Below are 24075 nucleotides of genomic sequence, written 5' to 3'. Positions count from 1 at the left end.
CGTGGAGTGCGTTGCCCTCGCTAAGTTCACGGCGACTGTTGTGAACCAAGGGGAGGGTGTATGCGCAAGGTGCTCACAGGTGCTCTGTCGCTCGCGGTGCTCATCGGCACAGTGGGGGCGGCGGGAGCCACGGCCGGTGCGGCCACCGCCGCGGAACCGGACGCGAAGAGCAGCGGCAGCGCCGCCGCCATCAGCGGCCAGGCGAGCGGCAAGGACATCAAGGATCGCATCCTGGCGATCCCGGGGATGAGCCTGATAGAGGAGAAGCCCTACGCCGGCTACCGCTACTTCGTCCTCGGCTACACCCAGCCGGTCGACCACCGGCGTCCGTCCAAGGGAACGTTCCAGCAGCGGATCACCGTGCTGCACAAGGACACCTCCCGGCCGACGGTGTTCGCCACCAGCGGCTACCACGTCTCCACCAACCCGAGCCGCAGCGAGCCGACGCAGATCGTCGACGGGAACCAGGTCTCCCTGGAGTACCGTTTCTTCACCCCGTCCCGCCCGGCGCCCGCCGACTGGTCCAAGCTCGACATCTGGCAGGCGGCGAGCGACCAGCACCGGGTGTTCACGGCGCTCAAGAAGATCTACCCGAAGAAGTGGCTGGCCACCGGCGGCTCCAAGGGCGGCATGACCGCCACGTACTTCGAGCGGTTCTACCCGAAGGACATGGACGGCATCGTCGCGTACGTCGCGCCCAACGACGTCGTGGACAAGGAGGACTCCGCCTACGACCGGTTCTTCCGGAACGTCGGAACCAAGGAGTGCCGCGACCGGCTCCAGGGGGTGCAGCGCGAGGCGCTGATCCGCCGGGCCCCGCTCCAGAAGAAGTACAAGGAGGAGGCCACGGCGGGCGGCTGGACCTTCAACACCACCGGTTCCCTCGACCGGTCCTACGAGGCCACCGTCATGGACTACGTCTGGGCGTTCTGGCAGTACTCCCACCTCAGCGACTGCGGCCAGATCCCGGCCGACGCCCGGAACGCCACCGACGAGGAGATCTGGAACTCCGTCGACGGGGTCTCCGGCTTCTCCTTCTACACGGACCAGGGCCTGGAGCCGTACACCCCGTACTACTACCAGGCGGGCACCCAGCTCGGATCGCCGGACATCAAGCAGCCCTGGCTCGGCAGCCTGAGCCGCTACGGCTACCAGCCCCCGCGCAACTTCGTGCCCCGCTCCATCCCCATGAAGTTCGACCGGGGCGCGATGCGGGACGTGGACAGCTGGGTCAAGAACAACGCCCGGCAGATGATGTACGTCTACGGGGAGAACGACCCGTGGGGTGCGGAGCCCTTCCGCCTCGGGCGCGGGGCCAGGGACAGCCACATCTTCACCGTGCCGGGCGGCAACCACGGCGCCCGGGTCTCCGGTCTCGTCGACGCCGAGAAGGCGAAGGCCACCGCCGCCATCCAGCGCTGGGCGGGTGTCGCCCCGGCAGCTGTCCAGGCGGACCCGGCGAAGGCGAAGCCGCTGGCGAAGTTCGACACGCGCCTCGACCAGCGCAACGGGGAGATCGAGCGCGGCGAGGAGGTTCTGCGCCCGTAGCCCCTCGCCCGTAGCCCCTCCCGTGGAGGGCTCTACGGGCGGGCCGCGCCCGCCGTCGTCTCCGCAGCAACCGGGAGCCGGCGGGCGCAGCCCACGGGCGCGTCCCCCCGCAGCGAGACGAACAGGTGCGTCGTCTCCGGGCACTCCTCCCGCCGCTGCACCGCCGACGCGACCCGGTACCGCGGGGGCTGCTCACCCGAGCCGTCGCACGCGGTCTCCTTCACCTCGCCCGCGCGGGAGGCCGTGACGCAGTCCCCGACGACGGTCAGCGGACCACCGCCCTGCCCCGGGTCGCCCGGATGCGGCGGCTCCAGATTGCGCATGCAGGCGTAGCCGCTGGTGAGGCGGGAGCGGGCGCCCTCGCCCGTCTCGGAGATGTGCAGCACGAAGTCGGTGGCGGGCGGGCAGAGCGGGCCCGACGCGGCGGCGCCCAGGTGCCGGGCGAGGACCGTGGCCTGGGCCTTCTCGCTGCGGCAGGAGACCTCCCGGATCTCGGGCCCGCGCGAACTGCAGTCGGCGGGGCCGAGGAACACCACCCCGTACGGGGAGGGGCCCGGGGAGGCAGGGACCGGGCCCCGGTCGTCGGTGGCGCTGCCCTGCGGAAGCCGGCAGCCGGTCAGGAGCAGGGGCAGTAGCAGGAGGATCAGGAACAGCGCGGTTGTTCCCGGGAGAAGGGCCGGGCGTACCGGCCCCGGGGACGCGCAGGTGTCGGCGTATGCGTCCGATTCGTCCATGGTCAACCCCCGATGCGTCCGTCCAGACGTACACCCGGCGCGGTCCGCCGGAGCGGGGCCACGCCGGGTGTACGGGGTACGCGGGGAGCTCTTTGCGTCGGCGGCGGGGTGCCGTGGCCGTACGGGGTGCGTAGGGCTAGTACGACAGTCCGTGGCCCACCGGGTACAGCACCTGTGCCGGGTCGTCCGCCCGCTGCACCGGGACCGGGAGCCTGCCCTCCGGACCGGCGCGGCCCGCGATCACCCGGGCGGCGGCGCGGAGTTCGACGTCCGTCCAGGAGTAGGACGCCAGGACCGCGGCCACTCCACGTCCGACGAGGTGGGCGGCGTCGTACGGGTTGCGGATCGCGACGGCGACCACCGGGACACCGGTCGCCACGAGGGCGTCGACAAGGGCGAGTTGGGTACTGCTCGCGGTGATGTTGTACGTGGCCACGACCACCGCGTCCCTGCCCTGTGCGGCGGCGACGGCTTCGGCGATCTTTGCCTGGTTCGGAGCCGTACCGGTGGACAACGCCGTTGCGGAGAAGCCCAGTTCGGTGAAGGCCCCGGTCAGGGTGGTGGTCGGCGGGCCCGTCGTGCCGGACGGGGACGCCGGGTCGGCACCCACCACCAGCAGCCGGCGGTGGGTGCGGCGCGAGAGCGGGAGCAGGGCGCCGGGGTCGGCGAGCAGGGTCGTCGTGCGCTCGGCGATCCGGTCGGCGTCGGCGAGGTGCTCGCGGATGCCGACCGTGCGGTCGACGCCCCGGCCGCTGACGAACGGGTCGCGGAAGAGCCCCAGCTTCGACTTGAGCCGGAGAATCCGCAGGATCGATTCATCGACTCTTGCCTCGCTGATCTCGCCCTCCCTGACCGCCTCCAGTACCGCGTTCCACGCGACCGACAGGTTCGGCGGGTTGAGCAGCTGGTCCACGCCCGCCAGCAGCGCCAGGACCGGGACGCGGTCGTCGCCGTACTTCGTCCGTACGCCCTCCATGCCGAGCGAGTCCGTGACCACCACCCCGTCGTACCCCAGCTCCTCGCGGAGGATGCCGGTGAGGATCGGCCGGGAGAGCGTGGCCGGGTCCTCGGACGGGTCGAGCGCCGGGACGACGATGTGCGCGGTCATGATGGAGTCGATACGGGCCCGGATCGCGGCCCGGAACGGCGGCGCGTCCAGCTCCTCCCACTCCTGCCGGGTGTGCTCGATGACGGGCAGTCCGGTGTGGCTGTCGACGCTGGTGTCGCCGTGGCCGGGGAAGTGCTTGGCGGTGGCCGCGATCCCGGCGCCCTGGTACCCCTTCACCTGCGCCGCGACCAGCTCGGCCACCGCCTCGGGGTCGGAGCCGAAGGAGCGGACGCCGATGACGGGGTTGGCCGGGTTGACGTTGACGTCGGCGTCGGGTGCGTAGTTCTGGCTGATGCCGAGCGCGGCCAGCTCGGTGCCCGCGATCCAGGCCGCCCGCCGGGTGTCGGAGCGCGAGCCGCCCGCGCCGAGGGCCATCGCGCCCGGCAGCAGCGTGGCGGGCTTCCCGACCCGGCAGACGATGCCGTGTTCCTGGTCGGTGGAGACGATCACCGGTACGCCGGAGCGGGCGGTGAGCGCGGCGTGCTGGATGCCGTTGGAGAGGGCGGCGATCTGGTGCGGGTCGCGGGTGTTGTGCGCCCAGGTGAAGTAGATGATCCCGCCGACGTGGTACGTGGAGACCAGCTCGGCTGCGGTACGGACCCCGATCTCGCGGAGGTTCGCGTCGATGTCGGCCTGGTCCGGGTCGGTGGCGGAGTGCCCGTACACCCGCATCACGAAGAGCTGGCCGACCTTCTCCTCCAGGCTCATCCCGGCGATGATCCGCCGCAGCCCTCGGTCGGTGGAGGCGGTGTCGTGGGGGTGGCCGGACAGGGGGTGCGCGGATGCGGTGCCGGTGGCCGCTGCGACCGTGGCGGCTGCGGTGGCGGTGAGGAGGGTGCGTCGTGAGGTGCGGTGGGGCACGTGAGCTCCTTCCCGGGGGTGAAAGAAACTTCCAAGATGATACGGATATAGGGAAAGTAACTTTCGGTCAAGGGGGCGGGAGAGGAGCGGGAGCGACACGCGCGCGAAGGAGTGGCCGCTCCTCTCCCGCCCTCTGGGAGCGCCGAAAAGGCTCAGGCGGCCGTGAACGCCAGGACCGTGTTGTGCCCGCCGAAGCCGAGCGAATGGCTGAGGGCGAGGCCGATGCGCTGGGGCCGGGCGGCCGTACGGACGAGGTCGATGCCCGCCGTGGTGGCGTCCGGGGCCGTGAAGTTGGCGGTGGGGGGAGCGGTCGAGCGGGCGATGCTGAGCACGGTCAGGGCCGCCTCGATCGCCCCGGCCGCGCCCATGGTGTGTCCCAGGACGCCCTTGGCCGAGGTGACGGAGGGGCGGTTCCCGGACCCGTACAGCTCGCGGATCGCCGTGGCCTCCACCGCGTCGTTGAGCGCGGTGCTCGTGCCGTGGGCGTTGATGTGGTCGACCTCGCCCGGGGAGTGGCCGGCCAGGGCCAGCGCCTCCCGGGTCGCCGCCCGCAGCCCGGCGCCTTCGGGGTGCGGGGCGGTGGGGTGGTGGGCGTCGCCGGTCGCGCCGTACCCGGCGAGCAGCGCCAGGGGCCGGACCGTGCGGGCGGCGGCGTGGACCGTACGTTCCAGGACGAGCACCCCGCACCCCTCGCCCAGCACGAAACCGTCGCGGTCCCGGTCGAACGGACGCGAGGCGGAGCCGGGGTCACCCTCCCGCCGGGACAGCGCGCCCATCTTGGCGAACGCCGAGGCGCACAGGGGCGTGACCATGGCATCCGTACCGCCTGCCACGGCGATGTCGCACGCCCCCGCCCGCAGCAGCAGCGCGGCCGTGATGATCGCCGTAGCCCCCGAGGCGCAGGCGGTCGAGGTCTGCAACGAGGGCCCCGTGGCGCCGAGTTCGAGGGCGAGCTGACCGGCGGCCATGTTCGGGAGGAACGCGGGGAGCGTCAGCGGGGAGAGCGCGCCGGGGCCGGAGGCGAGCAGCTTGCGGTGTTGCGCCTCCAGGGTGGAGATCCCGCCCGCCGCCGTGCCCACGACCACCGCGACCCGCCCCGCATCCCAGCGCGCCGGATCCAGCCGGGCCGATGCGAGGGCCTCGCGGGCAGCGGTCAGGAGGAACCGGGTGGCGGGGTCGAACCGCCAGAGCCGGCCCCGTACCCGCTCCTGCGGCGGCACCCGGCAGGCGAGGCGCACGGGCGCGCCCGCCTCCGCCAGTACGGGGTCGGTGCGCGCGGTCGCCCGCCCGGCGCACACCGCGTCCCAGGTGGGCTCGGTGCCGGTGCCGCCGGGGGTGACGAGGCCGATGCCGGTGACGGCGATGCCGATGGTCACGGTGTGCCGCCCGCCTTCTCCGGGGCGAGCAGGGCCGCGACCGAGCGGGCCACCTCCGCCACCGTCAGTTCGGCGGTGGCCTCGGAGTCGTCGAGCGGGACCTCCCACTCCTCCTGGAGGGTGACGTAGAGCTCCACCACGGCGAGGGAGTCCAGGTCCAGGTCGCCGAGGGTGGCGTCCGGGCGGATCTGATCGGCGGCGACCTCGAACTTGTCGCCGAGCAGGGTCACGAGGTGGCTGTAGACGTGTTCCATCGGGGGCTCCTCACAGAGGGCGAAGGGGTGGTGGTCGTCGTCGTACGAGAGGTGGGGACGGCGTCCGGCGGCTCGGCCAGCGGCCTGACGTTCGGCCAGTTCAGGGCGGCGGACGCCCAGGTGAAGCCGCCGCCGAACGCGGTGAGCAGGGTGCGCCCGCCCGGCTCCACCGCCCGGTGCACGGACGGTTCGGCCAGGACGAGGGGGACGGAGGCGGCGGCGGTGTTGCCGAGCTCGCGGATGTTGCCGTACCGGTGGGCGGGCGCGATGCCCAGCCGGTCGCCGACGGAGTCGAGGATGCGCTGGTTGGCCTGGTGGCCGATGAACGCCCGTACGGAGTCGGCCGTCCAGCCGGTCCGCCGCAGCACGGCCTCGGAGGAGTGCGTCATACGGCGTACGGCGTGGGCGTAGACGGCACGGCCCTCCATGTGGAAGTAGTGCGCGTCCGGGGTGGGCGGCGGCAGGTGGAGCGGGTGGCGGGCCCCGCCGCCGGGCACGGTGATGGCCGCCCGGCCGCTGCCGTCCGAGCCGAGGTCCGTGGTGAGGACGGCCCCGGGCTCGTCCCGTACCCCGGGCCGCAGGAGCACCGCCCCGGCCCCGTCACCGAAGATCGGGGCGGTGGTCCGGTCGGTGGGATCGACGATGGCGGTGTAGGTCTCCGCCGCGATCACCAAGGGCGTGGCGCAGACACCGCCGCGCACCAGTCCGGCCGCGACGGCCAGCGCGTACAGGAACCCCGAGCAGACCGCCGAGACGTCGAACGCGGCGACCGTCCCGAGGCCGAGCCGGTACGCGACCTCCGGGGCGGTCGCCGGGCACGGGTGGTCGGGGGTGGAGGTGGCCAGCAGCACCAGGTCCGGGCGGGCGCCCCCGGCGGAGGCGAGCGCCGCCCGGCCCGCGCCGACGGCCAGGTCCCCGGTGCTCGTGCCGGGGGAGGCGTGGCGGCGGCGCTCGATGCCGGTGCGGTCCCGGATCCAGCCCGCGTCGGTCAGCAGGGCGCCGCGCGCGATGACGGCGTCGTTGTCGACCACGCGGGGCGGGAGACAGGAGCCGATGCCCACGATGACGGCGGTGGGGTTCTCCGTCCGCATGCTCAGGCCGCCGCGAAGGGCGAGGGCGGTTTCGGGTGACCGGCCAGCCCGCCGTCCGGAACCGCCAACCCCCCGTCGACGACCAGCGCATGACCGGTCACGAACGAGGAGGCGGGCGAGGCGAGGAACAGGGTCGCGCCGACCACCTCGTCCGTCGTGGCCCAACGCCCCATCGGCACATGGCTGGTGAGCCAGTCCGACAGGGCGTCGGCCTCACGGGCGAACGCGGTCATGTCCGTACGTGTCCACCCCGGGCAGAGCGCGTTGACCCGGACGCCCTGCCGGGCCCAGCCGACCGCGAGACTCCGTGCCAACGACAACTGGGCCGCCTTCGTGGCCGCGTACGCCTCCATCATCGGCGTGCCGACGATCCCGGCGATCGACGACATCAGGACGAGACTGGCCCGCCCGGACTCCACCAGGTACGGGTGGGAGGCGCGGCAGACGGCGGCCGTGGCGTTGAGGTTGATGGAGATGACGGCCTCCCAGTCCCGCTGCTCGGCCTGCTGGAGCGGTATCAGCAGCGGGCTGCCGTCCTCGGCGGTGGGCAGGGTGCCCGCGTTGTGCACGACGACGTCGAGCCCGCCGAGCGCGGCGGCGGCCCGGTCGGCCAGGCCCGCCGCCACACCCGGCTCGGCGAGGTCCCCGTCGAGCGCCACGGCCTTGCGCCCCCGCTCCTCCACCGCCCGTACGGTGGCGTCGAGTGCGGGCAGGGTCCGGGCGGTCAGGGCCAGGTCGCACCCGGCGTCGGCGAGTCCTTCCGCGACGGCGCGGCCGATGCCCCGCGACGCACCGGTCACCAGGGCGCGGGCACCGTCCAGGCGGAAGAGGTCCACAGCGTTCATGGCAGGTTCCTTTCTGACACGTTCGGTACAGGGGGATGCGGTACGGAGGCGGGTACGGGCATCAGCGCGCGGGCCCCGCTCCAGGTGAGGAGCGCGCTGCCCCAGGTCATTCCGGCGCCGAACACGGTGATCAGCACCCGGTCCCCGGGGCGCAGGCCATGGCGGGCAGCGGCGGCGGCGAGCGCGTAGGCGGCGCTGGCGGCCCCGATGTTGCCGACCTGGTCACCGACGACGACCAGGCGGTCCGGCGGGATGCCCAGTTCGCCGCCGAGGCGTCGCAGCAGTACGGGGTTGGGCTGATGGCAGACGAAGCAGGCGATGTCCTGTACGCCGAGCCCGGCGCGGTCCAGGGCCTCGGTGATCAGCCGGGGCAGCACGTCCACGATGAACCGGCTGACGCTCCGCCCGTCCATGTGGATGTGGTGGCTCCCGGCGGCGAGCGTGGCCGGGGCGGCGGGCAGCCTGCTGCCGCCGCCGGGGATCAGGACGAGTCCGGCCTGCGTCCCGTCGGAGCCGAGCCGGAAGTCCGCGAACCCGTACGGTTCGTCCACCGGTCCCAGCACGGCGGCGGCCGCCCCGTCGGCGAAGAGGACCGAGGTGCCCCGGTCGCCGCGGTCCAGGAACTTGGAGTACGCCTCCACCCCGACCACCACCGCGTAGCCGTCCGCTCCGGCGCCGCGCAGCCAGTCGTACGCCACCTTGGCCGCGAACAGCCAGCCGGAGCAGGCCGCGCCGACGTCCAGGGCGACGGCCCGGTGGGCGCCCACGAGGGCCTGGACACGGCAGGCGGTGGAGGGGCCGAGTTCGTCGGGGGTGGAGGTCGCGCAGACCAGCAGCCCGACGTCCGCGATGCCGATCCCCGCCGCCTCGACCGCCGAACGGACCGCGTGGGCGGCCAGGTCGGAGGCCGCCTCGTCGGGTCCGGCCACATGGCGGGTGAGGACGCCGGTACGTTCCCCGATCCACTGGGCGGTCACTCCGGCGTCCCGGGCCACCTCTTCGTTGCTGCGGGTGCCGGGCGGGAGGTGGGTGCCCAGGCCGAGGACGCCGACGCGGCGGGTGGCGGCGGCCGTATCGGCGGTCATATCGGCGGTCATGAGGTGGCCCCGCGCGTCCAGGTGAGGGTGGCGGCCATGGCGGCGTTGACGTCGGGGGCGGCCAGCGGGGCGGAGTCCGATTCGTCGAGGCCTCCGAACACCGCTGTCAGAAGCGGCAGTTGATCCATCACCGTGTCGCACAGCCGGTCGGTGACCCCGGACAGCGCCGCCATGTCCACCGGGTCCAGCGTCCCGAGGGTGAGCAGCGAACCGGCCCAGCGGCGGGCGGCGAGGACGCCGTGCAGTGCGGCCAGGGGCGTCAGGGCCCGTACGAGGTCGTCGTCGCGGAGCCGTCCCAGTACCCGGGTGACGTCGTCGGCCATCAGCAGCGTCGCGTGAGCCTCGCCCAGGAGACCGGCCTGCTCCAGCAGCGGGTTCCACCGCTCGAAGGGGTCGCGGGTCGCGTCCGTGGCGCCGCGCCGCCTCAACTCCCGTACGAGATCGTGCTGGTGGCGACGGAGGGTGGCGGGCCACCAGTGCGGGGAGGTGGCGGGGTCCGGTATCCGCTCCGGCTTCTGTTCCTGCTTCTGTTCCTGCTTCTCCTCCTGCTCCTCCTGCTCCGCGAGGGAGCGGCCTATGTCGTAGAAGATCAGCTGGCTGTCGCCGCCCGCCGTGTCGAAGGCGTGGTGGAAGCCCCGGTAGGCGGCGAGGCGGTTCACGGTCAGATGGCCGGAGAAGCCGCACCGGTGCTGGCACTCGGCGGTGAGGCGGGCGGCGGTCCGTACGGTCACGGCCTTGTAGGCGGCGAGCGGCAGGCTGACAGCGGCCCACGGGGTGAACCCCATCGCCTCCTTGCCCTGCGCGTCCGGCGCGGCCTCCGTCCGTACGGCCAGGGCTCCGTCGGCGGCGCAGGTCAGGGCGAAGGCGTCGGCCAGGGCGCCGAGGGCCACGGTCTGCTGGCTCCGGTACGAGAGCAGGGGAACGCCGGGGGCGATCCGGCTCTGAGTGCGGCGCTGCCGGGCGTAGTTGACGGCCTGAACGGCCGAGCGGCGGGAGGTGGCGGCGGCGACCGCGGGCATCGCCGCCCACAGCCCCTGCCCCACCCGCAGGGTGCGCTGGAGGCGCTGTTCCGGCGATCCGGCGGGATCGTGAACCGTACCGTCGCGGTCGATCCGGGCCCCGTCCGAGAGCCAGTGCGCGAACGGCACCCGTACGTGGTGGAACCGTACGTGCACGTAGTCGAGCGGCAGGGCGTCCAGAGCGACCGGTGAGGACAACTCGACGCCGGGGAGAGGGCCTTGCTCGTCGGTGAGGTCCACCATGAACGCGAAGACCCCGCAGTCGGCGCCCCCGGCGAAGAGCCGGGCCAGGACCACGCCCGTCTGCGCCACGCCCCACGTACCGGCGCTCCCGAACTTGGCGGCCCGGGGTTCGGGCGTGTGCAGCACGAACGAGCCGTTGTCCGGGTCGAGTTCGGCGCGGGTCCCGGTGGCGAGGTGGCTGTTGGCCTGGCCCGCCTCGGTGATCAGGTAGACCCCCTTGGCCCGCCCTTCCCGCAGCGCCGACAGCCGGGGTTCCAGGCCCTCCGGATCGTCGGAGAGTTCGGTGAGGGAGCCCAGGCAGAGCAGGTGGTGGACCAGCCCCGCCAGACAGAGCGACGGGTCGGCGACGGCGGCACAGGCGTGGACGGCGGCGAGCCTGGCCGGGTCGTCGAGGAGCCCGGCGCCGGGCGGCAGCGCCTCGGCCATCGCGCGCAGGCGGCGCAGCAGGACCGGACCCTGGCCGGGACCGTGGACGGGTTCACGCGGCCCCGCTGCGGGCCCCGCCTCCGGTCCGGAGCCGTCGGCGAGAGCCTTGCGCAGGGTGGCGAGGGCGGAGAGGGCGGACGGATCGCAGGAGCCGTGGAGGAGCCGGTGTATCTCGTCGCGGGCGCTTTCGGGAAGGGAGAGGGGGAGTGCCATGGCTTCTCCGTAAGGTGTCGGGTGGCCCGGGAGGGGGAGGCTCACCACGGGAAGTCGGGTTCCGCGAGCGGGGCGTGCACGGGCGGCGCCGGATCGAGGTTCGCGGCGAGCGCGCTGCGGGCGCTGGACGCCAGCGCGCTGCCGGTACCCGCTTCGAAGAAGACCCCGGGCCGGTACCCGAGCACCTGGTGGAGCACGGGAGGCACCGCCGCCGGCCGTACCAGGCAGTCGGCGAGGCGCGCGGCCAGGTCGTCGGCGGGCCCGTACCGGCGGCCCGCCACGGCGGAGTGGACCGGGAAGCGGGCGGCGGCGCGTGGATAGACCCGTACGGCGGCGGCGAACTCCCAGGCCGCGTGGCCCAGCGCCGGATGGTGCGAGGAGAACGGCAGCCGCAGCCGTACCGCGGTCACGCGCCGGTCCGCCGCCGCCTTCTCGACCAGGGCCAGCGTGGCCACCGGACCGGCGACCACCACCGACCGCTCGTCGTTGACCACGGCCACCACGGCTTCCGCGGCCCCCGCCTCCTCCAGCAGGGTCTGCGCGGACCGCTCCGAGCAGGCGAGCGCGGTCAGCCCGCCGGGGCAGAAGGTGAGGGCGATGGCGAGATCGTGCGCCGCGCGGGCGCCGTCCGCCACGGTGAACACTCCGGCGGCCGTGAGCGCGGCGATCTCGCCGAAGCTCACCCCGACGGCCGCCGACGGTATGCCGTACGCCTCTTCGAGGGCCCGATGGATGGCCACGGACGCCCCGAACAGGGCGAGTTGGGCGGTCCCGGTGGTCGCGTGCGCCAGGGCCCGCCCGCTGGGCGGGTCGGTCCCCAGCAGGCGCGGGCCGAGCTCCGGCAGTCCGCGTTCGGCGGCCACGGTGTCGACCTGCTCGAAGACCTCGCGGAGGGCCGTGCGCAGACCGGGTGTGGTGTGGGCCGAGCCGACCAGGGTGCTGACGGAGAAGTCGCCCTGGCCGGGGAAGAGGTGGACGGGCCGTCGCCAGTGGGTGGGGCGGCCGGGGACGGGGGTGCCGGGGGTCCGGGGTGGTGGGGGAGGGCCGTCATGCATGGTGCTTCTCCGGTCGGTGGGGGCAGATGTGCTGGTGGGATGGAGGAAGGGGCGCGCTCAACGCGGTTGTTGCCGTGAGGGGGGCGCACGGGCGCAGTCGGTGAGGGCGACGCGCTACGTGGTGCGCACTGTGCGGGCCCGGGGAGGGCCTTCACTCTCTTGCTTGAAGTCTGTGCGAGAGAGGGGCCGATACCGCCACCAGGCAGGTTCCAGACATGTTGAACACGCAAGCATGTTGAACCGGGAGGTGCCGCGGCGGTGCGGGGGAGGCCGGAGCGAGGCGGTGGGGCACCGGAGGGGCCCGTGGCCGGAAGGGACCCGGAGCCCGGTTGTGGAGAGGGAGACACATGAGCCGTGAGCGCGCACCCCGTACGCCGAACCAGGCCCTGCGCTTCCTGCTGTTCGAGGCGGGATGGAGCGGCGCGAGGCTGGCCCGTGAGGTCAACGCGCTCGGTGCCGAGCAGGGCACGCCCCTGTCCTACGACCGCACGTCGGTGGCGCACTGGCTGGCGGGCAGCCGCCCCCGCCGCCCCGTCCCGGCCCTTGTCGCCGAAGCGCTCTCCCGCCGTCTGGGCCGAACGGTCCGGGTCGCGGACACCGGACTGGAGGGAGCCGAAGGGGTGCTTCGAGGCCCTGCGGAGCCGGGCGCGGGGAGCGCCGTCGAACGCCTCGACGAAGCCCTGCGCACCGCGGGGCGGCACCGGGCCGCCCTGTCCGGCGCCTACTCGCTGGCCGCACTGGCCTATCCGGCCGGGGACGGCAGGGACGGCAGGGACGGCAGGGACGACCGGGGCCACCAGGGCGGCAGGGGCGACCAGGGCGACCAAGGCCACCGGGACGACCAGGGCCACCGGGACGACCAGGACGCCGCGCCCCGGCCGTCCGGCGCCCGGAGCACACCGCACAGGGCGTCGGACAGCCAGGAACCGCCGCCGCACGCCCCCTCGGGCACCCCGGAAGCGCCACCGGACGTGGCGGGCGAGGGGCGACGGCCCAGGGGGCCGGAACAGGAGCCGTCCGGGGCCCCGGGGTTCGAAGGGCCGTCACCGGCTCCCCCCGGGCGGGTGGACCGGGGGCATGTGGAGTCCGCGAACGAACTGCTGGCCTTCTTCTCCCGGGGGGACGCGGTCCTCGGGGCCGGGCCGGTGTACGAGCCCCTGCGGCTCTACCTCTTCGAGACGGTCCTCCCCTGGCTCACCTGCGACATGAGCCCGGCCGTGCGGCGCGAACTCTTCGCGGTGGCCTCCCGGCTCACCTACCTCTGCGCTTTCACCCACTTCGACATGAACCGCCAGGCAGCCGCGCAGCGCCTCTACCTCACGAGTGCCGACCTCGCCCGGGAGGCGGGCGACCGGGTCGGATACGGCCTCGCGCTGCGCGGACTGAGCGTGCAGGCACACGCGTTGGGCCACTTCGCCGAGGCCCGGCAACTCGCCGAACGAGCGGCCGAAGCCGCTCTGCGCCACGCGCCCCCGCACAAACAGGCTTTCCTGCACGGTCAGTTGGCCGTCGCCCTGGCCGGCAGCGGCGATTCCCGGTACGTCCGCCACCTCGCGGCGGCCGACCGCTGCCTGGACCGGTCGCCGCACGGTGACACCCCTGTGGGCGCCTTCCACCCCGGCTCCCTCGCCCTCCAGCGCGCGACCGTCGCGACGAGCCTCGGCGACCAGCACACCGCGGCCCGGGAGCTCGCCCTCTCCCTGCGGCACCGTCCGGCCGACGAGCGCCGTTCCCGGGCCCTGTCCCTCGCCGAGCTGGCAGAGATGCAGCTGGCCGTGGGCCATCTGGAACAGGCGTGCCGCACCTGGCACACGTTCCTTGACGTCTACCCGCACATCAGCAGCGCCCGCGCGGACGACCGGGTGCGCCTGCTGACGGCCAAGGTCCGCCCGTACAGCGGAACCCCGGCCGTGGCCGCGCTGCTCGGCCGGGTGCGGGAGGTGTCCGCCGCGCGCGGGACGCGCGGCGGCCGACGGCCCGCACCGCGCGGCCCGGCCCCCTGACGGACCGCTGCACCGGCCCCGGCCCCCTGACGGCCCGCCCGGACCGGCTTCCGACCCCTGGACAGGCCGCCCGGACCGGCTCCCGGCTCGTTGGCATTGGGCCGGAGGAGTGAGGACCGGCCGTGGCCGGAAGAACCGGGAGGCCCCACCGGTTGTAGGTCGCTGCCCGGAGATCGTTCCGGGCGTCACCGACCACCGGCAGGAACGAATGAACCGCAGCAAGCGCTCCGACGTGTTCCTCACCACCGCGCTCCCCGTCGCCCCCGGCGTGCTCGCGATTGCCACGGCGTGGTGGCACCCCGTACGCGGCCATATGGACTGTCCGGCCCACCCGTTGCTCTCCGCCCACGCCCGGCAGGCCGGGTACACCGTCGACGCCCGGCCGTGGGAGGAGGCGGCCGTGAACGGCGACGACCGGGGTCCGGCGCCGACGACCGTCGTCGCGGTCTCCTACGAGCGGCCGGAGGGCGGACACCGGGGCATCGCACTCGCGGCCCGCAGCGAGGACGGGGCGGCGGTCGCCTTCGCCCACCGGCAGATCGCTTCCTGGCAGGCGGTGTTGAGGACACGGCGGGTGCTGTACGTCAGCGAGGAGGCGGCTCCGTCCGGGGCACCGGAGGAGGGGGCTCGGGCCGCGACCCCGGCACCCCACGCCTCCGTACCTCACCCCTCCGCGTCCCCTGCCTCCGTGCCACCACAAGGGCCACGAGGCTCAGGCGGGCCGGGTGGGCAGGTCGGTCCGGTCGGTCCGGGCGGTCCGGGCGGTCCGGGCGGTCCGGGCGGGGCGGGCGTGCAGGACGGGCTTGGCTGGCCGGGTGGGCAAGGCCGTCCGGGCGGCCCGGGTGGTGGTGCCTGGCTGGCCTGCGGGTGTCCCGCAGGGTCCGCCTGCCCGTCCGCCGCCTCCGCCGAGCGTTCGCTGCACCGGTCCGTGGGCCGGGGGGACGAGGTCGTCGTGGTCGGCGCACCGGCGGCCGGGACCGGCGACGGCTGGCCGCGCAAGGTGCCCGCCGGAACGGTGAAGCGGGCGGCGACCCTCGCCCAGGCCGAAGCGCTCACCGTCGCGGACCCGGAGCGCTTCGCGTTCGTGCTCGCGCCCGGGGCCGTGGTCTCCGAGGCGGCCGGAATCCTCCGGGCGCTCCGCCGCCGCTTCCCCCGCCTGCGCGGGCAGCACCCCTGGGAGTGGTGCTACACGACGGACGACCTGGCCACGGCGGTCGACTCGGTCCTCGGCCAGTCCGACGCGCTCCTCGTCACCGGCAGCGGCGACAGCCCGCTGGTCCGCACCGCGCTCGCCGGGGCCGCCCGGTCGGGCGTCCGGGTCCGCGAGGTCACGAGCCTGGACCGGCTCCGGCCCGAGGACGTCGACGGGGCGACGATCACCGTCCTGCACACGGCGACGGCGACGGCGACAGCGGGTGCGCGGGACGGGCGGGACGGGCAGCAGGACGGACACGGCGACCGGGGCGGGGACGGCAGGTGCAGCGACGGCCGGGACGTGGCGCGGGTTCTGGATGGCCTGGGCCCCACCGGCCACATCCTGCGTACGGTCCACTCGACGCCGCTGCCGTCCGGCCTGGGCACATACGAGCCCGCGTGAACGCTCGAGCACGCGGGCCCGTTCGGACGACGGACGGGCCCGCCGCGCCCCCCGCCCCTACCCCTTGGGCGCCCCCAGCCGCAGCAGGTGCTCCCGGCCCGCGCTCAGCAGGCCCGGGAGCTCCACCGCCTCCGGGTACCAGCGCTTCTCGTACTCCCAGCAGACCCACGCGTCCGGATCCAGCCCGTCCAGGCAGTCCGCCAGCGGCAGCACCCCAACCCCCAGGGGCAGCGGAGTGAGGTCGTCCGCCGAGGCCACGTCCTTCACCTGTACGTAGCCGAGGTGCGGGGCGAGCACCGCATGGCTCGCGACCGGCTCCTCACCGGCCAGCCAGGTGTGCAGGACGTCCCAGACGGCCCCGATCCGGGGGTGGCCGACCGTCCCCACGATCCGGGCCACATCGGCGCCCGCGCGGTGTGTGTCATGGGTCTCCAGCAGGATGCTCACGCCCATGTCGGCGGCGCCCGGGGCGGCGGCCCCCAGCCGTCGGGCGGCCGTCGCGTCGGCGTCCGCCGGGTCCTGGTCGCCGCCGCCGGGGAAGACGCGGACGTACCGGGCGCCCAGGTCCCGGGCGAGCTTCACCAGCTCGGCCAGCTCCGCCGACACCGCCTCGTCGTCCCCCTCGGAGGCCACCTGCACATACCCGGCCACGGTCAGGATCTCCACCCCGGCCGCCTTGAACTCCTCGACCACATCGGCCCGTTCGAGCGACGAGAGCCCCAGGTGCACGGGTTCGTCGGGGTGGGCGCGGAGCTCCACGCCCCGGTAACCGTGCTCCGCCGCGAGCCGGACGACCTCGGCCACCGGCATCCCCGGTACCCCGAGCGTGGAGAAAGCGAGCTTCACGTGCGTGTCCTTCCCTTCGTCACCGCGCGGGAGCAGGTCCGGCGCCTTCCCCGGCTCCTGCCCGTAGCCCGGCCCGCTATGCGGTGCCCCGCAGCACCTGCTCCAGGCTACCGAGCAGCCGCAGCGCGTCCTCCCGCCGTGCCCCCACCAGTGCCGGGCCACCCGCCGCGAGCTCCGGGGCGGCCACCGCCACCGGCTCCGGCTCCGGCACCGGCTCCGGGGTGATCACCCGCAGGGCGGCGGCCGCCTGCCGGGCGAACATGGCCAGCAGGTCCAGTTCCCGCACGCTGGAGCGGGCCTGCGGCGAGGCGTCCAGCACCTCCAGTACGCCCAGAACGCGGGAGTCGCTGATCAGCGGGGCCGCCATCAGGGAGTCCGGGACGTACGCGGTGGACTCCGCCAGCGAACGGTCGAAGGAGGGGGCGGCGGTCAGGTCGTCCACGACCATCGGTTCGCCCGAGGTCGCCACCCACCCGGCGATCCCGCGCCCGGCGGGGAACCGGCGGCCCACCAGGAACTCCTGCCCTTCCCCGGAGACTGCCTGGAAGACCAGCTCGTCCGCCTCCTCGTCGAGCAGGAGGACCGAGCTGGCCGCCGCCCCGAAGATGGCCCGGGCCACGTCGACGACCGACTGGAGCAGCTCGTCGCGGGGCGCGTCGGAAGACGCGGACCGGGGGGCGGATTCAGTTCTCGGAGTCATCGCGGTCATCTCCTGTGTCTTCTGGGGCTGTTGAAGGGCCCGGGGTGTGCCGCACGTTGGCCGCCGACAGATAGAGGGCGTTCTTGAGCTGGAAGGCCGTCATCCGGGGATGCGCCGACAGGATGCGCGCGCAGAGCCCGGCGACGTACGGCGTGGCGAAGCTGTTCCCGGTGGTGCGGATCGTCCGGCCGCCCAGCCACGGTACGGAGACGTTCTGGCCCGGCCCGAAGAACTCGACGGGCGGCTTTGGGTTGTAGAGGTGGAGGCCGGGGTCGTCCTCCTGGTGGCTGCCGACCGAGATGACGGAGGCGAACCGCCAAGGGAAGCTCTCCACGGGGGTGTTGTGGGCCGAGGCGACGATCACCGTACGGGCGAAGTAGGCGCTGTCCGCGAGGGAGTGCAGCTCCTGCGCGAAGCGGGTGCGGGTGGTCGACAGGCTCAGGTTCACCACGTCGAAGCGCTGCTCGACCGCCCAGCGCAGCCCCGCCATCAGGATGTCCCCCGTGCCGGAGAACCGCTCGCCCAGCACCCGTACGCTGTGGATCTCGCACTCCGGCGCGGTCCGGCGGATGATGCCCGCGCACGCGGTGCCATGGCCGCAGGTGTCGCCGGTCGTCGTCGGCTCGACCGTGATCTCCCCGCTCTCGCCGTCCTTGACGACCACCCAGGAACCGGCCGGTTCGCCGACCAGCGGATGGTCGCGTTCCACCCCCGAATCCACCACGCAGACGCGTACGCCGCGCCCGGTGGCGGGGCCTGTCGGCTGTCCGCCCGGCGGTCCCGGATCACCCAGTACGGGAACGTCCTCGGGGCCGCGCCCGCGCAGGCTCCAGGTCAGACCCTGCCCCGGCCCCCCGGTCCTCGTTCCGACCGCCGTGGCTTCTCCCGTGGCGCCCATCGGTCAGCTCCCTTCCCTGGTCGTGACCATGGCTGCGGTGCGTGCTGACAGGAAGGCGGCCACGCGGCGGGCCCCCGGCAGATGCCCCTTCCCCGCGAAGTGGTCCCCGGCGCTCCGGGCGGCGGCCTCGGCGGCCGTCCGGTGGCCCAGCGCGGCGAGCGTGCGGGCCCGGTCCAGCTCGGCGGAGGCCCGCACCAGCGGTGAATCGGTGAGCAGGGAGGCGCGTACGGCCCGTTCGGCGTGGTGGACGGCCTCCTCCGGCCGGTCCCGGACCGCCAGCCGGGCGCGCAGCCCCTCCAGGTCCACGGCGTCCGCGCGGCTCAGCCCCGACGCGTCGCCGATGCCCGCCAGCCACCTCGCCGCCCGCTCCTCGCTGTCCGTCGGTCCTTTCTCGCTCCCCGCGTCCAGCTCCAGCCGGGCCGCGTCCAGCGCCACGGCCGTCCGCATCCCCGCCGCCCCCGTGCGCCGGGCCGCCGTGTCCGCCCGCTCCAGCAGGGCCAGGGCCGCCGCCTCCCGGCCGAGCAGCGCCTCCACGGTCGCCCGGAACACCGGCAGGAACACCTCCGCCTCCGCGAACCCCAGCTTCCCCGCCAGCTGTTCCGCCTCGGCCAGGCACGCGTACGCCTCGCCGGGCCGGTCCTGGAGCGCGTACAGCACGGCCAGCGGGCAGTTGAGGGTGACCCGGACCGTCGGCCGCCCGGACCCGTGGTCCGCGAGCAGGGCACGGCAGCGCTCCACCGCCTCCGGTACGGGGACGGGCCCGCGCCAGAGGGAGATCCCGATCGCGCCCAGGGCCCCGGCCCGCTCGGGCTCCGCCCCGGCCGCCACCGCGTGTTCCAGGGCCCGCGCGTGGTCGCGCTCCGCCTCCTCGTGGCGGCCCGAGCGCTGGAGCTGCTGGGCGAGGCGGAGGTGGGCCCGGGCGCGGCCGACCGAGTCCCCGGCCGCCTCGAAGACCGGCAGCACCGAGCGGGCGGTGGCGGCGGGACCGGGGCTCGCCGTCGGGTCCAGCACCGCCAGCGCCAGCCGGGCGTGCGCGGACTCCACGGGGGCGGTGGTCAAGTCCCGTACGGTACGGAGCAGTTCGGCGCCCTCCTCGAACCGCCCGAGCGCCACCCGTACCTCACCGAGACCGAGCACAGCCCCCGCCGCGTCCGGCCGCAGCTCCACCGCCCGCTCCAGGAGCCCGTGCGCCCAGTGCAGGTCGGAGCGGGCGGCGGCCTGCGCCCCGGCCCGGCCCAGCGCGGCGGCGGCGCGGTCCCGCAGCAGCCGGGCCCGGTCGTCCAGCAGCCCCAGCTCGGCGCGGTAGCGGTAGGCCCGTTCCAGGTGGCCCCCGACGGCCCCGTCCCCGGTCCGCAGCACGCTCGGCAGCTCGGCCGCCCACGCGTGGCGCTCCGCCTTGGCCCGCTTGGAGAGCGAGGCGTAGGCGACCTCGTGCACCAGCCCACTGCTGAACCGGTACGCCGACGGGTCCCCGGCCCCGGAGGGCGCGGGCTCCACCAGCCGCCGCCGGGCCAGCGCGGCGAGGGCATCGTCCACGCGGCGCCGGTCCCGGGACCCGTAGCCGTCGGCCCCGGCGGCCTCCGCCCCGGGCTGCTCCGCCGTCCGTACGGAGACCTCCAGCCGCAGCAGCTCCGCCGCGCCGAACTCCCGCCCGATCACGGCGGCCAGGTCCACCACCCCGCGCTCCGCCCGGGCCAGCGCGCCGATGCGGGCGCCCAACAGGGCCTGGAGCGTGGGCGGCAGCTCCCCTTCCGGGCCTGAGGTGCCGGTGCCGGTCCCGTCGCCGACCAGTAACTGCTCCAGATAGAGCGGATTGCCCTCGGAGCGGGCCAGGAGCCCGTCGTCGGCGGGGGCGGGACGGCCGTCGAGCCGCGCGAGCCCGGCGGCGAGTCGGGCGGCCTCCGGGCGGGGGAGGCCGGTGAGCTGGAGGTGCTCTTCCTGATTCCGGTACGCGGCATTCCGGTACGCGGCATTCCTGTGCGCGGCATTCCTGTACGTGGCCGGTCCTTCCGGGCGGCCCGCGCAGATCACCAGGACGCGGCCCGGCCCGGTCGCACCCGTGAGCCGGTCCACCGTCCGGACGAGCAGGGGCGCCGCCGCATGCCAGTCGTCGAGCACCAGCACCACCGGCCGGGCCCCGGACGCCGCAGCCCGCTTCAGGACCACGGTCAGCGCGGCGCACATGTCCTCGAAGGGCGCGTTGGGTGTGCCGTCCCGCAGGAGGCCCCCGGAGAGCAGGGCCAGGGCGTCGTCGGTCGCCGCATCCACGGGGGCGTGGGTGTGGTGGGGGAGCAGGGAGCGTACGGCGTCGGCGAGAGGGGCGAGGGTGCCGTGGTCTCCGTAGGTGCGGCAGCGGCCCGCCCCGTACGTGAGGGAGCCCGAGCGGCTCCGGAGCGTCAGCCACTCCCGTACCAGCCGGGTCTTTCCGATGCCCGCCTCACCGGTCACCCGCAGGAGGACCGGGCGTTCACCTCGTACGGCATCCTCCAACGCGCCGCCCAGAGCGTGCAGTTCGGCGGAACGGCCGACAAAGGGTGCGTCGAAGCGGCGCAGCAGCTCGGGGTCGTCCGCCCCGAGGGCCAGCAGCCGGTAGGCCGCCACGCTCTCGCGCTTGCCCTTGAGCTGGAGGGGCCCGGTGGGCTCGGCCGTCACGGTGGGGCCCGCGGCGAGGAGGGTCTGCGGGCCGATGAGGATCTCGCCGGGGCCCGCGTTCTGCTCCAGCCGGGCGGCGATGTTGACGACCTCCCCGGAGACCAGGGCCTGCCGGGCGGTCGCGTCCGAACCGGCCACCACCTGACCGGTGTTGACCCCGACGCGGGTGGTCAGCCGGATGCCGAGCGAGGCGTACAGCTCCTCGTTGAGGGCATCCAGCGCCCGGCGCATCCCGAGCGCCGCCGCCAGGGCCCGGCGGGCGTCGTCCTCACGGACCACCGGTACGCCGAACACCGCCATGACCGCGTCCCCGATGAACTTCTCCGGGGTGCCGCCGCGCGCCACGATCTGCGCGCTCATCGCCTCGAAGTAGCGCAGGGTCACCGTGCGCAGGGTCTCCGGGTCCAGCACGCCCGACAGGGCCGTGGAGCCCACGAGATCGCAGAACAGCACGGTCACCGGCTTGCGTTCGTCCTCGGGGGGAGGTGGCGGTGCGACGGGCGCGTTCGCCGCCGCCGCTGCCGGACCTGCGCACGGCGTCCCGCAGGACGAGCAGAACCGGGCCGTGGAGGGGAGGTCCTGTCGGCACGAGGGGCAGGTCATGGGCGGGTCCTCAACTCTCTCGGTCCGACTCTCCTGGTCCGACTTGTCGCGAATGGAAGGGTGGCGCCCGCGCCGGACCCCCGTCCTGGCGCGGACGCCCCCGCTCCCGGGGAGCCCGGGGGCCCAGGGAACCCGGGGAGCCCAGGGAGCCCGGGGGGCCAGGGAACCCGGGAAGGCTCCTGGCTCCTAGAACAGCGCGCCGCCCGCGATCTCGCCGTGGGCCTGGACCTCGGGACCCACCGCGTCCAGGCGGCTCTTGATGTCGAGCAGCAGGGTGAGTTCCTGCGGTGTCAGCTCGCTCAGTACCAGGCGCTGTTCCTCGGTGAGGAGGTCCACGGGCAGACCCGCCTCGTACAACGCGGCTTCCGTGGAAGGCTTTTCGGGCTGTTCGGATGAGGCCGACGGTGGTCCGGTCATCAGGTGACTCCGATCAGTGGAATGGGTCCTGTCGATGGGGTGGGTCCGGCTCCCCGCAGCGGCGGTGCCGGTGCGGAGCGCCCGAGCCGGACGAACAGCCGAGTGAGCGCGTCGAGGGAGTGCAGCGCGCTGACCGCGACGGCCGCCTCCTGCTCCCGGGTCAGCGGCAGCCGGTCGAGCAGCGCGTACAGCTCGTCCACATGGCCGGTGTCCAGTGCCGCGTGCTCCCGTACGGTCCGCAGGGCGGCGGCGGGGAGGCCGGTCAGCCCGGCGATACGGTCGGTGAGGCCGGGGGCGGGCGCATAGCCCTCCAGTACGGCGATGTAGCCGAGCAGGGTCACCGGGTGGTGGTGCTCGATCCAGTAGTACTGGGGGCCGACGAGGGCGGCCACGTCCGGCGGCGGCAGCGTGGAGAGCGCGTCCTCGGGCACCGCGCCCGCCGCGCGCAGGTCCTCCAGCAGCCAGGCGTCGTGCCCGGCCTCCTCCTCGATGTGCTCCGTCAGGTACGCGGCCAGCGGCTCCGACAGCGGATCGCCGCGCCTGGCCGCCGTACACCGCAGGGCCAGCTCCATCAGCGGCACGGAGGCGCGGATCACGGCGTGCATGGTGCACAGGTACGTCCGGTAGCGCGGCAACAGCCTTTCGGAGCGCCACATATGGGCGGTCACGCCCCGTAACTCCGGTTCCAGGAGCAGGAGTTTGGTGCGCAGACGCGCCGAGACCCCGGCGCTCGCATCCGGGGCCTTCACCGTGACCCCCGGGCGCTCACCAGCGACGCGTACGCCGAGCAGCCGTGCCGCCGGACGACCCCCTCCGGCCCGTCCTGCGCACCGCGCCGGGCGGCGGCCAGGTCGAGCAGCGCCCCCGCCGGGCCGGCCGCCACCGCGCGGGCCCCGGCCGCCACCGCCTCGTCGCCGTCCAGCGCCCGGCAGCCGTCGCAGTAGGAGCCCGGCCGGGGCGCGGCACCGGAGCGGGCGGCCAGATGGGCGGGACCAACCGTACGGATCATCCGCAACACCGGGGATTCCAGGGCCCGTCGGCGTACGGTCTCCCAGTCGTCGGAGCCGATGTGGCCGAGGTTCAGATGGGCGGGGGCGGGCCGCCGGTCGACGGTGTCCTGGTTGCAGCAGGCCAGCACCGTGCCGTCGAAGGCGACCACCGGCCAGGCGGCCATCGAGCAGGGCGCCGCCACCGACGGATCGGGGCCGGTGCGGGCGGGCCGGGCCCAGGAGGCGGCCCGGCCGAACGGCCGCACCTCGTTGACCAGGGACGGCACCCGGCCGCCGAACTCCTTCTCGATCGCCCGGGTGATGTCGGCCAGATACGGGTCCGCCGCCCCGGTCCCGGTGAGGTGGAAGCTGACGCTGACGCCCGTGTCCCGGATGCGGTGCAGCGCGCGGAACACCTCGGCGCGCGCCACCTCCCGCTCGTGGTGGACGTCCAGGCTGGCGGAGAAGTGGTCGACCTGGGCGATCGCCCGCAGGACCGGGGGCGGGATCTCCTTCGAGCGGGCGAAGAACATCCCGCTCACCACCGCCGTACGCGATCCGGCGCGGCGGGCCAGGAAGCTCAGCTCACCGGCGAGCGTGGGCAGCAGCAGCGGCTCCCCGCCGGTCAGCATGACGACGTCCGGGCGGTTCTCCCGGGTGAACGAGCCGACGAACCGCAGCAGTTGAGCGGCGTCCGGCTCCTCCCGCACGGTCAGGTCCGACCCGGTGGAGCAGTGCCCGCAGCGCAGGGGGCAGCGGCGGGTGAGGCCGAGCAGCAGACCGGCGGCCGGGAAGGGCCGTAGTCCGACGAGTTCGGCGAGTTCCATACGGGCCGCCTCCTTCGGGGGCTGTGGGCGCCCGCCCAGGCTGGGCCGCACCGGTTCACCAGCGGTCCGGTATCGCTTCAGCCGCGGTATGGGCGCAGGTCAGGGGAGGGCCGGGGGAAGCCGGGGGACGCCGTACGGTCTCCGGAGGCGGGTGCCGGGGCCGTCGAGCTGGGCCGATACCGCCGCCATACCGCTGCCGAAGCGTCTCCCAGGCCCGCCCTCCTAACTTTCTCGGCAACGGCAGGCACCGGCCCGCCGCCGCACCGGGCACCGAGGTACACACCCCCCGGATTCCGGGCCCAGCAGTGACGAGTGGACGGAGACCACCATGTCCGAGAACACGAAGCCCGCGGCCGACGACACCAACGAGGACGGGACCGCCGAGGTCGAGGCGCACTCCGTGCTGGACCTCCAGGAGACGTCCGTCGACAAGGTCGTGGCGCCGGGCAGCTGCGTCAGCGTGCTCAGCGTCGTACTGGAGAACTGACCCGGACGCACCGGGGCGGCGCCACGGAGGCCGAGCGGCCCTCCCGCCGTGGCGCCCGGCCGGGCCGGTGATGCGGGGCGGTTCCGTCATGACGGAACCGCCCCCCCCCCGCGTTGCGGGGCGGGGCCCCCAGCTGTGTGGTATAAAAATAAACGAGCCCACCACACCAAATTTGAAGAGGGGTTA

At 74.5% G+C, this 24075-nt stretch carries 20 protein-coding genes; 4 read left to right on the top strand and 16 right to left on the bottom strand.

Features of this window, described 5'->3' with window-relative positions; translation table 11 throughout:
• Window positions 1-60: 60 nt before the first annotated feature.
• Entirely contained in the window at window positions 61-1548 is a 1488-nt protein-coding gene (locus ACFW9Z_RS27090; RefSeq protein WP_384645173.1) for a S28 family serine protease, read from the top strand.
• A gap of 32 nt (window positions 1549-1580) precedes the next feature.
• Here the strand turns inward: ACFW9Z_RS27090 and ACFW9Z_RS27085 are convergent, their stop codons facing one another.
• The 9 genes from ACFW9Z_RS27085 to ACFW9Z_RS27045 form a co-directional block, all read right to left on the bottom strand.
• A complete protein-coding gene (locus ACFW9Z_RS27085; protein WP_384645172.1) occupies window positions 1581-2282 on the bottom strand; it encodes a hypothetical protein in 702 nt (233 codons plus the stop codon).
• 136 nt (window positions 2283-2418) lie between these two features.
• Window positions 2419-4251, bottom strand: a complete 1833-nt coding sequence (locus ACFW9Z_RS27080) for a glycoside hydrolase family 3 protein (protein ID WP_384645171.1) — start codon at window positions 4249-4251, stop codon at window positions 2419-2421.
• Window positions 4252-4403: 152 nt separating this feature from the next.
• Complete coding sequence (locus ACFW9Z_RS27075) at window positions 4404-5627, bottom strand: beta-ketoacyl-[acyl-carrier-protein] synthase family protein (RefSeq protein ID WP_384645170.1); 1224 nt, start codon at window positions 5625-5627, stop codon at window positions 4404-4406.
• Window positions 5624-5881: an acyl carrier protein gene (locus ACFW9Z_RS27070; RefSeq protein WP_384645169.1), complete on the bottom strand. Its 258-nt coding sequence runs from the start codon at window positions 5879-5881 to the stop codon at window positions 5624-5626. Before ACFW9Z_RS27070 ends, ACFW9Z_RS27075 begins: the two co-directional genes overlap by 4 nt.
• On the bottom strand, window positions 5854-6972 hold the full coding sequence (locus tag ACFW9Z_RS27065) for a beta-ketoacyl-ACP synthase III (RefSeq protein WP_384645168.1): 1119 nt from the start codon (window positions 6970-6972) through the stop codon (window positions 5854-5856). Before ACFW9Z_RS27065 ends, ACFW9Z_RS27070 begins: the two co-directional genes overlap by 28 nt.
• Before the next feature lie 2 nt (window positions 6973-6974).
• Window positions 6975-7817: an SDR family NAD(P)-dependent oxidoreductase gene (locus ACFW9Z_RS27060; RefSeq protein WP_384645167.1), complete on the bottom strand. Its 843-nt coding sequence runs from the start codon at window positions 7815-7817 to the stop codon at window positions 6975-6977.
• Window positions 7814-8914, bottom strand: coding sequence for a 3-oxoacyl-ACP synthase III family protein (locus ACFW9Z_RS27055; RefSeq protein ID WP_384645166.1), 1101 nt, complete (start codon window positions 8912-8914; stop codon window positions 7814-7816). The genes ACFW9Z_RS27060 and ACFW9Z_RS27055 overlap by 4 nt, the downstream gene beginning before the upstream one ends.
• On the bottom strand, window positions 8911-10815 hold the full coding sequence (locus ACFW9Z_RS27050) for an acyl-CoA dehydrogenase (RefSeq protein WP_384645165.1): 1905 nt from the start codon (window positions 10813-10815) through the stop codon (window positions 8911-8913). The genes ACFW9Z_RS27055 and ACFW9Z_RS27050 overlap by 4 nt, the downstream gene beginning before the upstream one ends.
• A 41-nt stretch (window positions 10816-10856) precedes the next feature.
• The gene (locus ACFW9Z_RS27045; RefSeq protein ID WP_384645164.1) at window positions 10857-11870 is read right to left on the bottom strand and encodes an acyltransferase domain-containing protein; all 1014 of its coding nucleotides are present in this window, start codon (window positions 11868-11870) and stop codon (window positions 10857-10859) included.
• Between the two features lie 347 nt (window positions 11871-12217).
• On the opposite strand from ACFW9Z_RS27045, the gene ACFW9Z_RS27040 reads away from it, so the two are divergent.
• Together ACFW9Z_RS27040 and ACFW9Z_RS27035 are read left to right on the top strand one after the other, a co-directional pair.
• Window positions 12218-13873, top strand: a complete 1656-nt coding sequence (locus tag ACFW9Z_RS27040; RefSeq protein WP_384645163.1) for a hypothetical protein — start codon at window positions 12218-12220, stop codon at window positions 13871-13873.
• A 208-nt stretch (window positions 13874-14081) separates the two neighbouring features.
• Window positions 14082-15470 carry a 4-hydroxy-3-methylbut-2-enyl diphosphate reductase gene (locus tag ACFW9Z_RS27035; RefSeq protein ID WP_384645162.1) on the top strand — a complete coding sequence of 463 codons (1389 nt, stop codon included), beginning with the start codon at window positions 14082-14084 and terminating at the stop codon, window positions 15468-15470.
• 57 nt (window positions 15471-15527) lie between these two features.
• On the opposite strand, the gene ACFW9Z_RS27030 is transcribed toward ACFW9Z_RS27035, so the two are convergent.
• From ACFW9Z_RS27030 to ACFW9Z_RS27000, 7 genes are all read right to left on the bottom strand, one after another.
• Entirely contained in the window at window positions 15528-16316 is a 789-nt protein-coding gene (locus ACFW9Z_RS27030) for a sugar phosphate isomerase/epimerase family protein (protein ID WP_384645161.1), read from the bottom strand.
• A gap of 76 nt (window positions 16317-16392) precedes the next feature.
• Window positions 16393-17016, bottom strand: coding sequence for a GAF domain-containing protein (locus tag ACFW9Z_RS27025; RefSeq protein WP_384645160.1), 624 nt, complete (start codon window positions 17014-17016; stop codon window positions 16393-16395).
• Window positions 17000-17914, bottom strand: coding sequence for a S8 family serine peptidase (locus ACFW9Z_RS27020; RefSeq protein ID WP_384645159.1), 915 nt, complete (start codon window positions 17912-17914; stop codon window positions 17000-17002). The genes ACFW9Z_RS27025 and ACFW9Z_RS27020 overlap by 17 nt, the downstream gene beginning before the upstream one ends.
• Window positions 17915-17917: 3 nt before the next feature.
• Window positions 17918-21169, bottom strand: coding sequence for an adenylate/guanylate cyclase domain-containing protein (locus tag ACFW9Z_RS27015; RefSeq protein WP_384645158.1), 3252 nt, complete (start codon window positions 21167-21169; stop codon window positions 17918-17920).
• Window positions 21170-21355: 186 nt separating this feature from the next.
• The gene (locus ACFW9Z_RS27010) at window positions 21356-21586 is read right to left on the bottom strand and encodes an aroma-sacti cluster domain-containing protein (RefSeq protein WP_384645157.1); all 231 of its coding nucleotides are present in this window, start codon (window positions 21584-21586) and stop codon (window positions 21356-21358) included.
• Window positions 21586-22335, bottom strand: a complete 750-nt coding sequence (locus ACFW9Z_RS27005) for an iron-containing redox enzyme family protein (protein ID WP_384645156.1) — start codon at window positions 22333-22335, stop codon at window positions 21586-21588. The genes ACFW9Z_RS27010 and ACFW9Z_RS27005 overlap by 1 nt, the downstream gene beginning before the upstream one ends.
• On the bottom strand, window positions 22332-23402 hold the full coding sequence (locus tag ACFW9Z_RS27000; protein WP_384645155.1) for a radical SAM protein: 1071 nt from the start codon (window positions 23400-23402) through the stop codon (window positions 22332-22334). Before ACFW9Z_RS27000 ends, ACFW9Z_RS27005 begins: the two co-directional genes overlap by 4 nt.
• A gap of 328 nt (window positions 23403-23730) precedes the next feature.
• Between ACFW9Z_RS27000 and ACFW9Z_RS26995 the strand changes: the two genes are divergently transcribed.
• On the top strand, window positions 23731-23889 hold the full coding sequence (locus ACFW9Z_RS26995; RefSeq protein WP_167405168.1) for a hypothetical protein: 159 nt from the start codon (window positions 23731-23733) through the stop codon (window positions 23887-23889).
• The last annotated feature ends 186 nt before the right edge of the window (window positions 23890-24075 follow it).

The sequence above is a fragment of the Streptomyces sp. NPDC059452 genome, from assembly GCF_042750035.1.
Lineage (GTDB): Bacteria > Actinomycetota > Actinomycetes > Streptomycetales > Streptomycetaceae > Streptomyces.
This window is presented reverse-complemented; position numbering and strand designations above follow the sequence as displayed.

What these genes read in the sequence shown, in the direction of transcription:
- ACFW9Z_RS27020 (WP_384645159.1), bottom strand. Translation starts at nt 17,914, where the DNA reads ATGGGCGCCACGGGAGAAGCCACGGCGGTCGGAACGAGGACCGGGGGG.
- ACFW9Z_RS27015 (WP_384645158.1), bottom strand. Translation starts at nt 21,169, where the DNA reads ATGACCTGCCCCTCGTGCCGACAGGACCTCCCCTCCACGGCCCGGTTC.
- ACFW9Z_RS27065 (WP_384645168.1), bottom strand. Translation starts at nt 6,972, where the DNA reads ATGCGGACGGAGAACCCCACCGCCGTCATCGTGGGCATCGGCTCCTGT.
- ACFW9Z_RS27025 (WP_384645160.1), bottom strand. Translation starts at nt 17,016, where the DNA reads ATGACTCCGAGAACTGAATCCGCCCCCCGGTCCGCGTCTTCCGACGCG.
- ACFW9Z_RS27010 (WP_384645157.1), bottom strand. Translation starts at nt 21,586, where the DNA reads ATGACCGGACCACCGTCGGCCTCATCCGAACAGCCCGAAAAGCCTTCC.
- ACFW9Z_RS27035 (WP_384645162.1), top strand. Translation starts at nt 14,082, where the DNA reads ATGAACCGCAGCAAGCGCTCCGACGTGTTCCTCACCACCGCGCTCCCC.
- ACFW9Z_RS27090 (WP_384645173.1), top strand. Translation starts at nt 61, where the DNA reads ATGCGCAAGGTGCTCACAGGTGCTCTGTCGCTCGCGGTGCTCATCGGC.
- ACFW9Z_RS27055 (WP_384645166.1), bottom strand. Translation starts at nt 8,914, where the DNA reads ATGACCGCCGATATGACCGCCGATACGGCCGCCGCCACCCGCCGCGTC.
- ACFW9Z_RS27045 (WP_384645164.1), bottom strand. Translation starts at nt 11,870, where the DNA reads ATGCATGACGGCCCTCCCCCACCACCCCGGACCCCCGGCACCCCCGTC.
- ACFW9Z_RS27085 (WP_384645172.1), bottom strand. Translation starts at nt 2,282, where the DNA reads ATGGACGAATCGGACGCATACGCCGACACCTGCGCGTCCCCGGGGCCG.
- ACFW9Z_RS27000 (WP_384645155.1), bottom strand. Translation starts at nt 23,402, where the DNA reads ATGGAACTCGCCGAACTCGTCGGACTACGGCCCTTCCCGGCCGCCGGT.
- ACFW9Z_RS27060 (WP_384645167.1), bottom strand. Translation starts at nt 7,817, where the DNA reads ATGAACGCTGTGGACCTCTTCCGCCTGGACGGTGCCCGCGCCCTGGTG.
- ACFW9Z_RS27040 (WP_384645163.1), top strand. Translation starts at nt 12,218, where the DNA reads ATGAGCCGTGAGCGCGCACCCCGTACGCCGAACCAGGCCCTGCGCTTC.
- ACFW9Z_RS27050 (WP_384645165.1), bottom strand. Translation starts at nt 10,815, where the DNA reads ATGGCACTCCCCCTCTCCCTTCCCGAAAGCGCCCGCGACGAGATACAC.
- ACFW9Z_RS26995 (WP_167405168.1), top strand. Translation starts at nt 23,731, where the DNA reads ATGTCCGAGAACACGAAGCCCGCGGCCGACGACACCAACGAGGACGGG.
- ACFW9Z_RS27070 (WP_384645169.1), bottom strand. Translation starts at nt 5,881, where the DNA reads ATGGAACACGTCTACAGCCACCTCGTGACCCTGCTCGGCGACAAGTTC.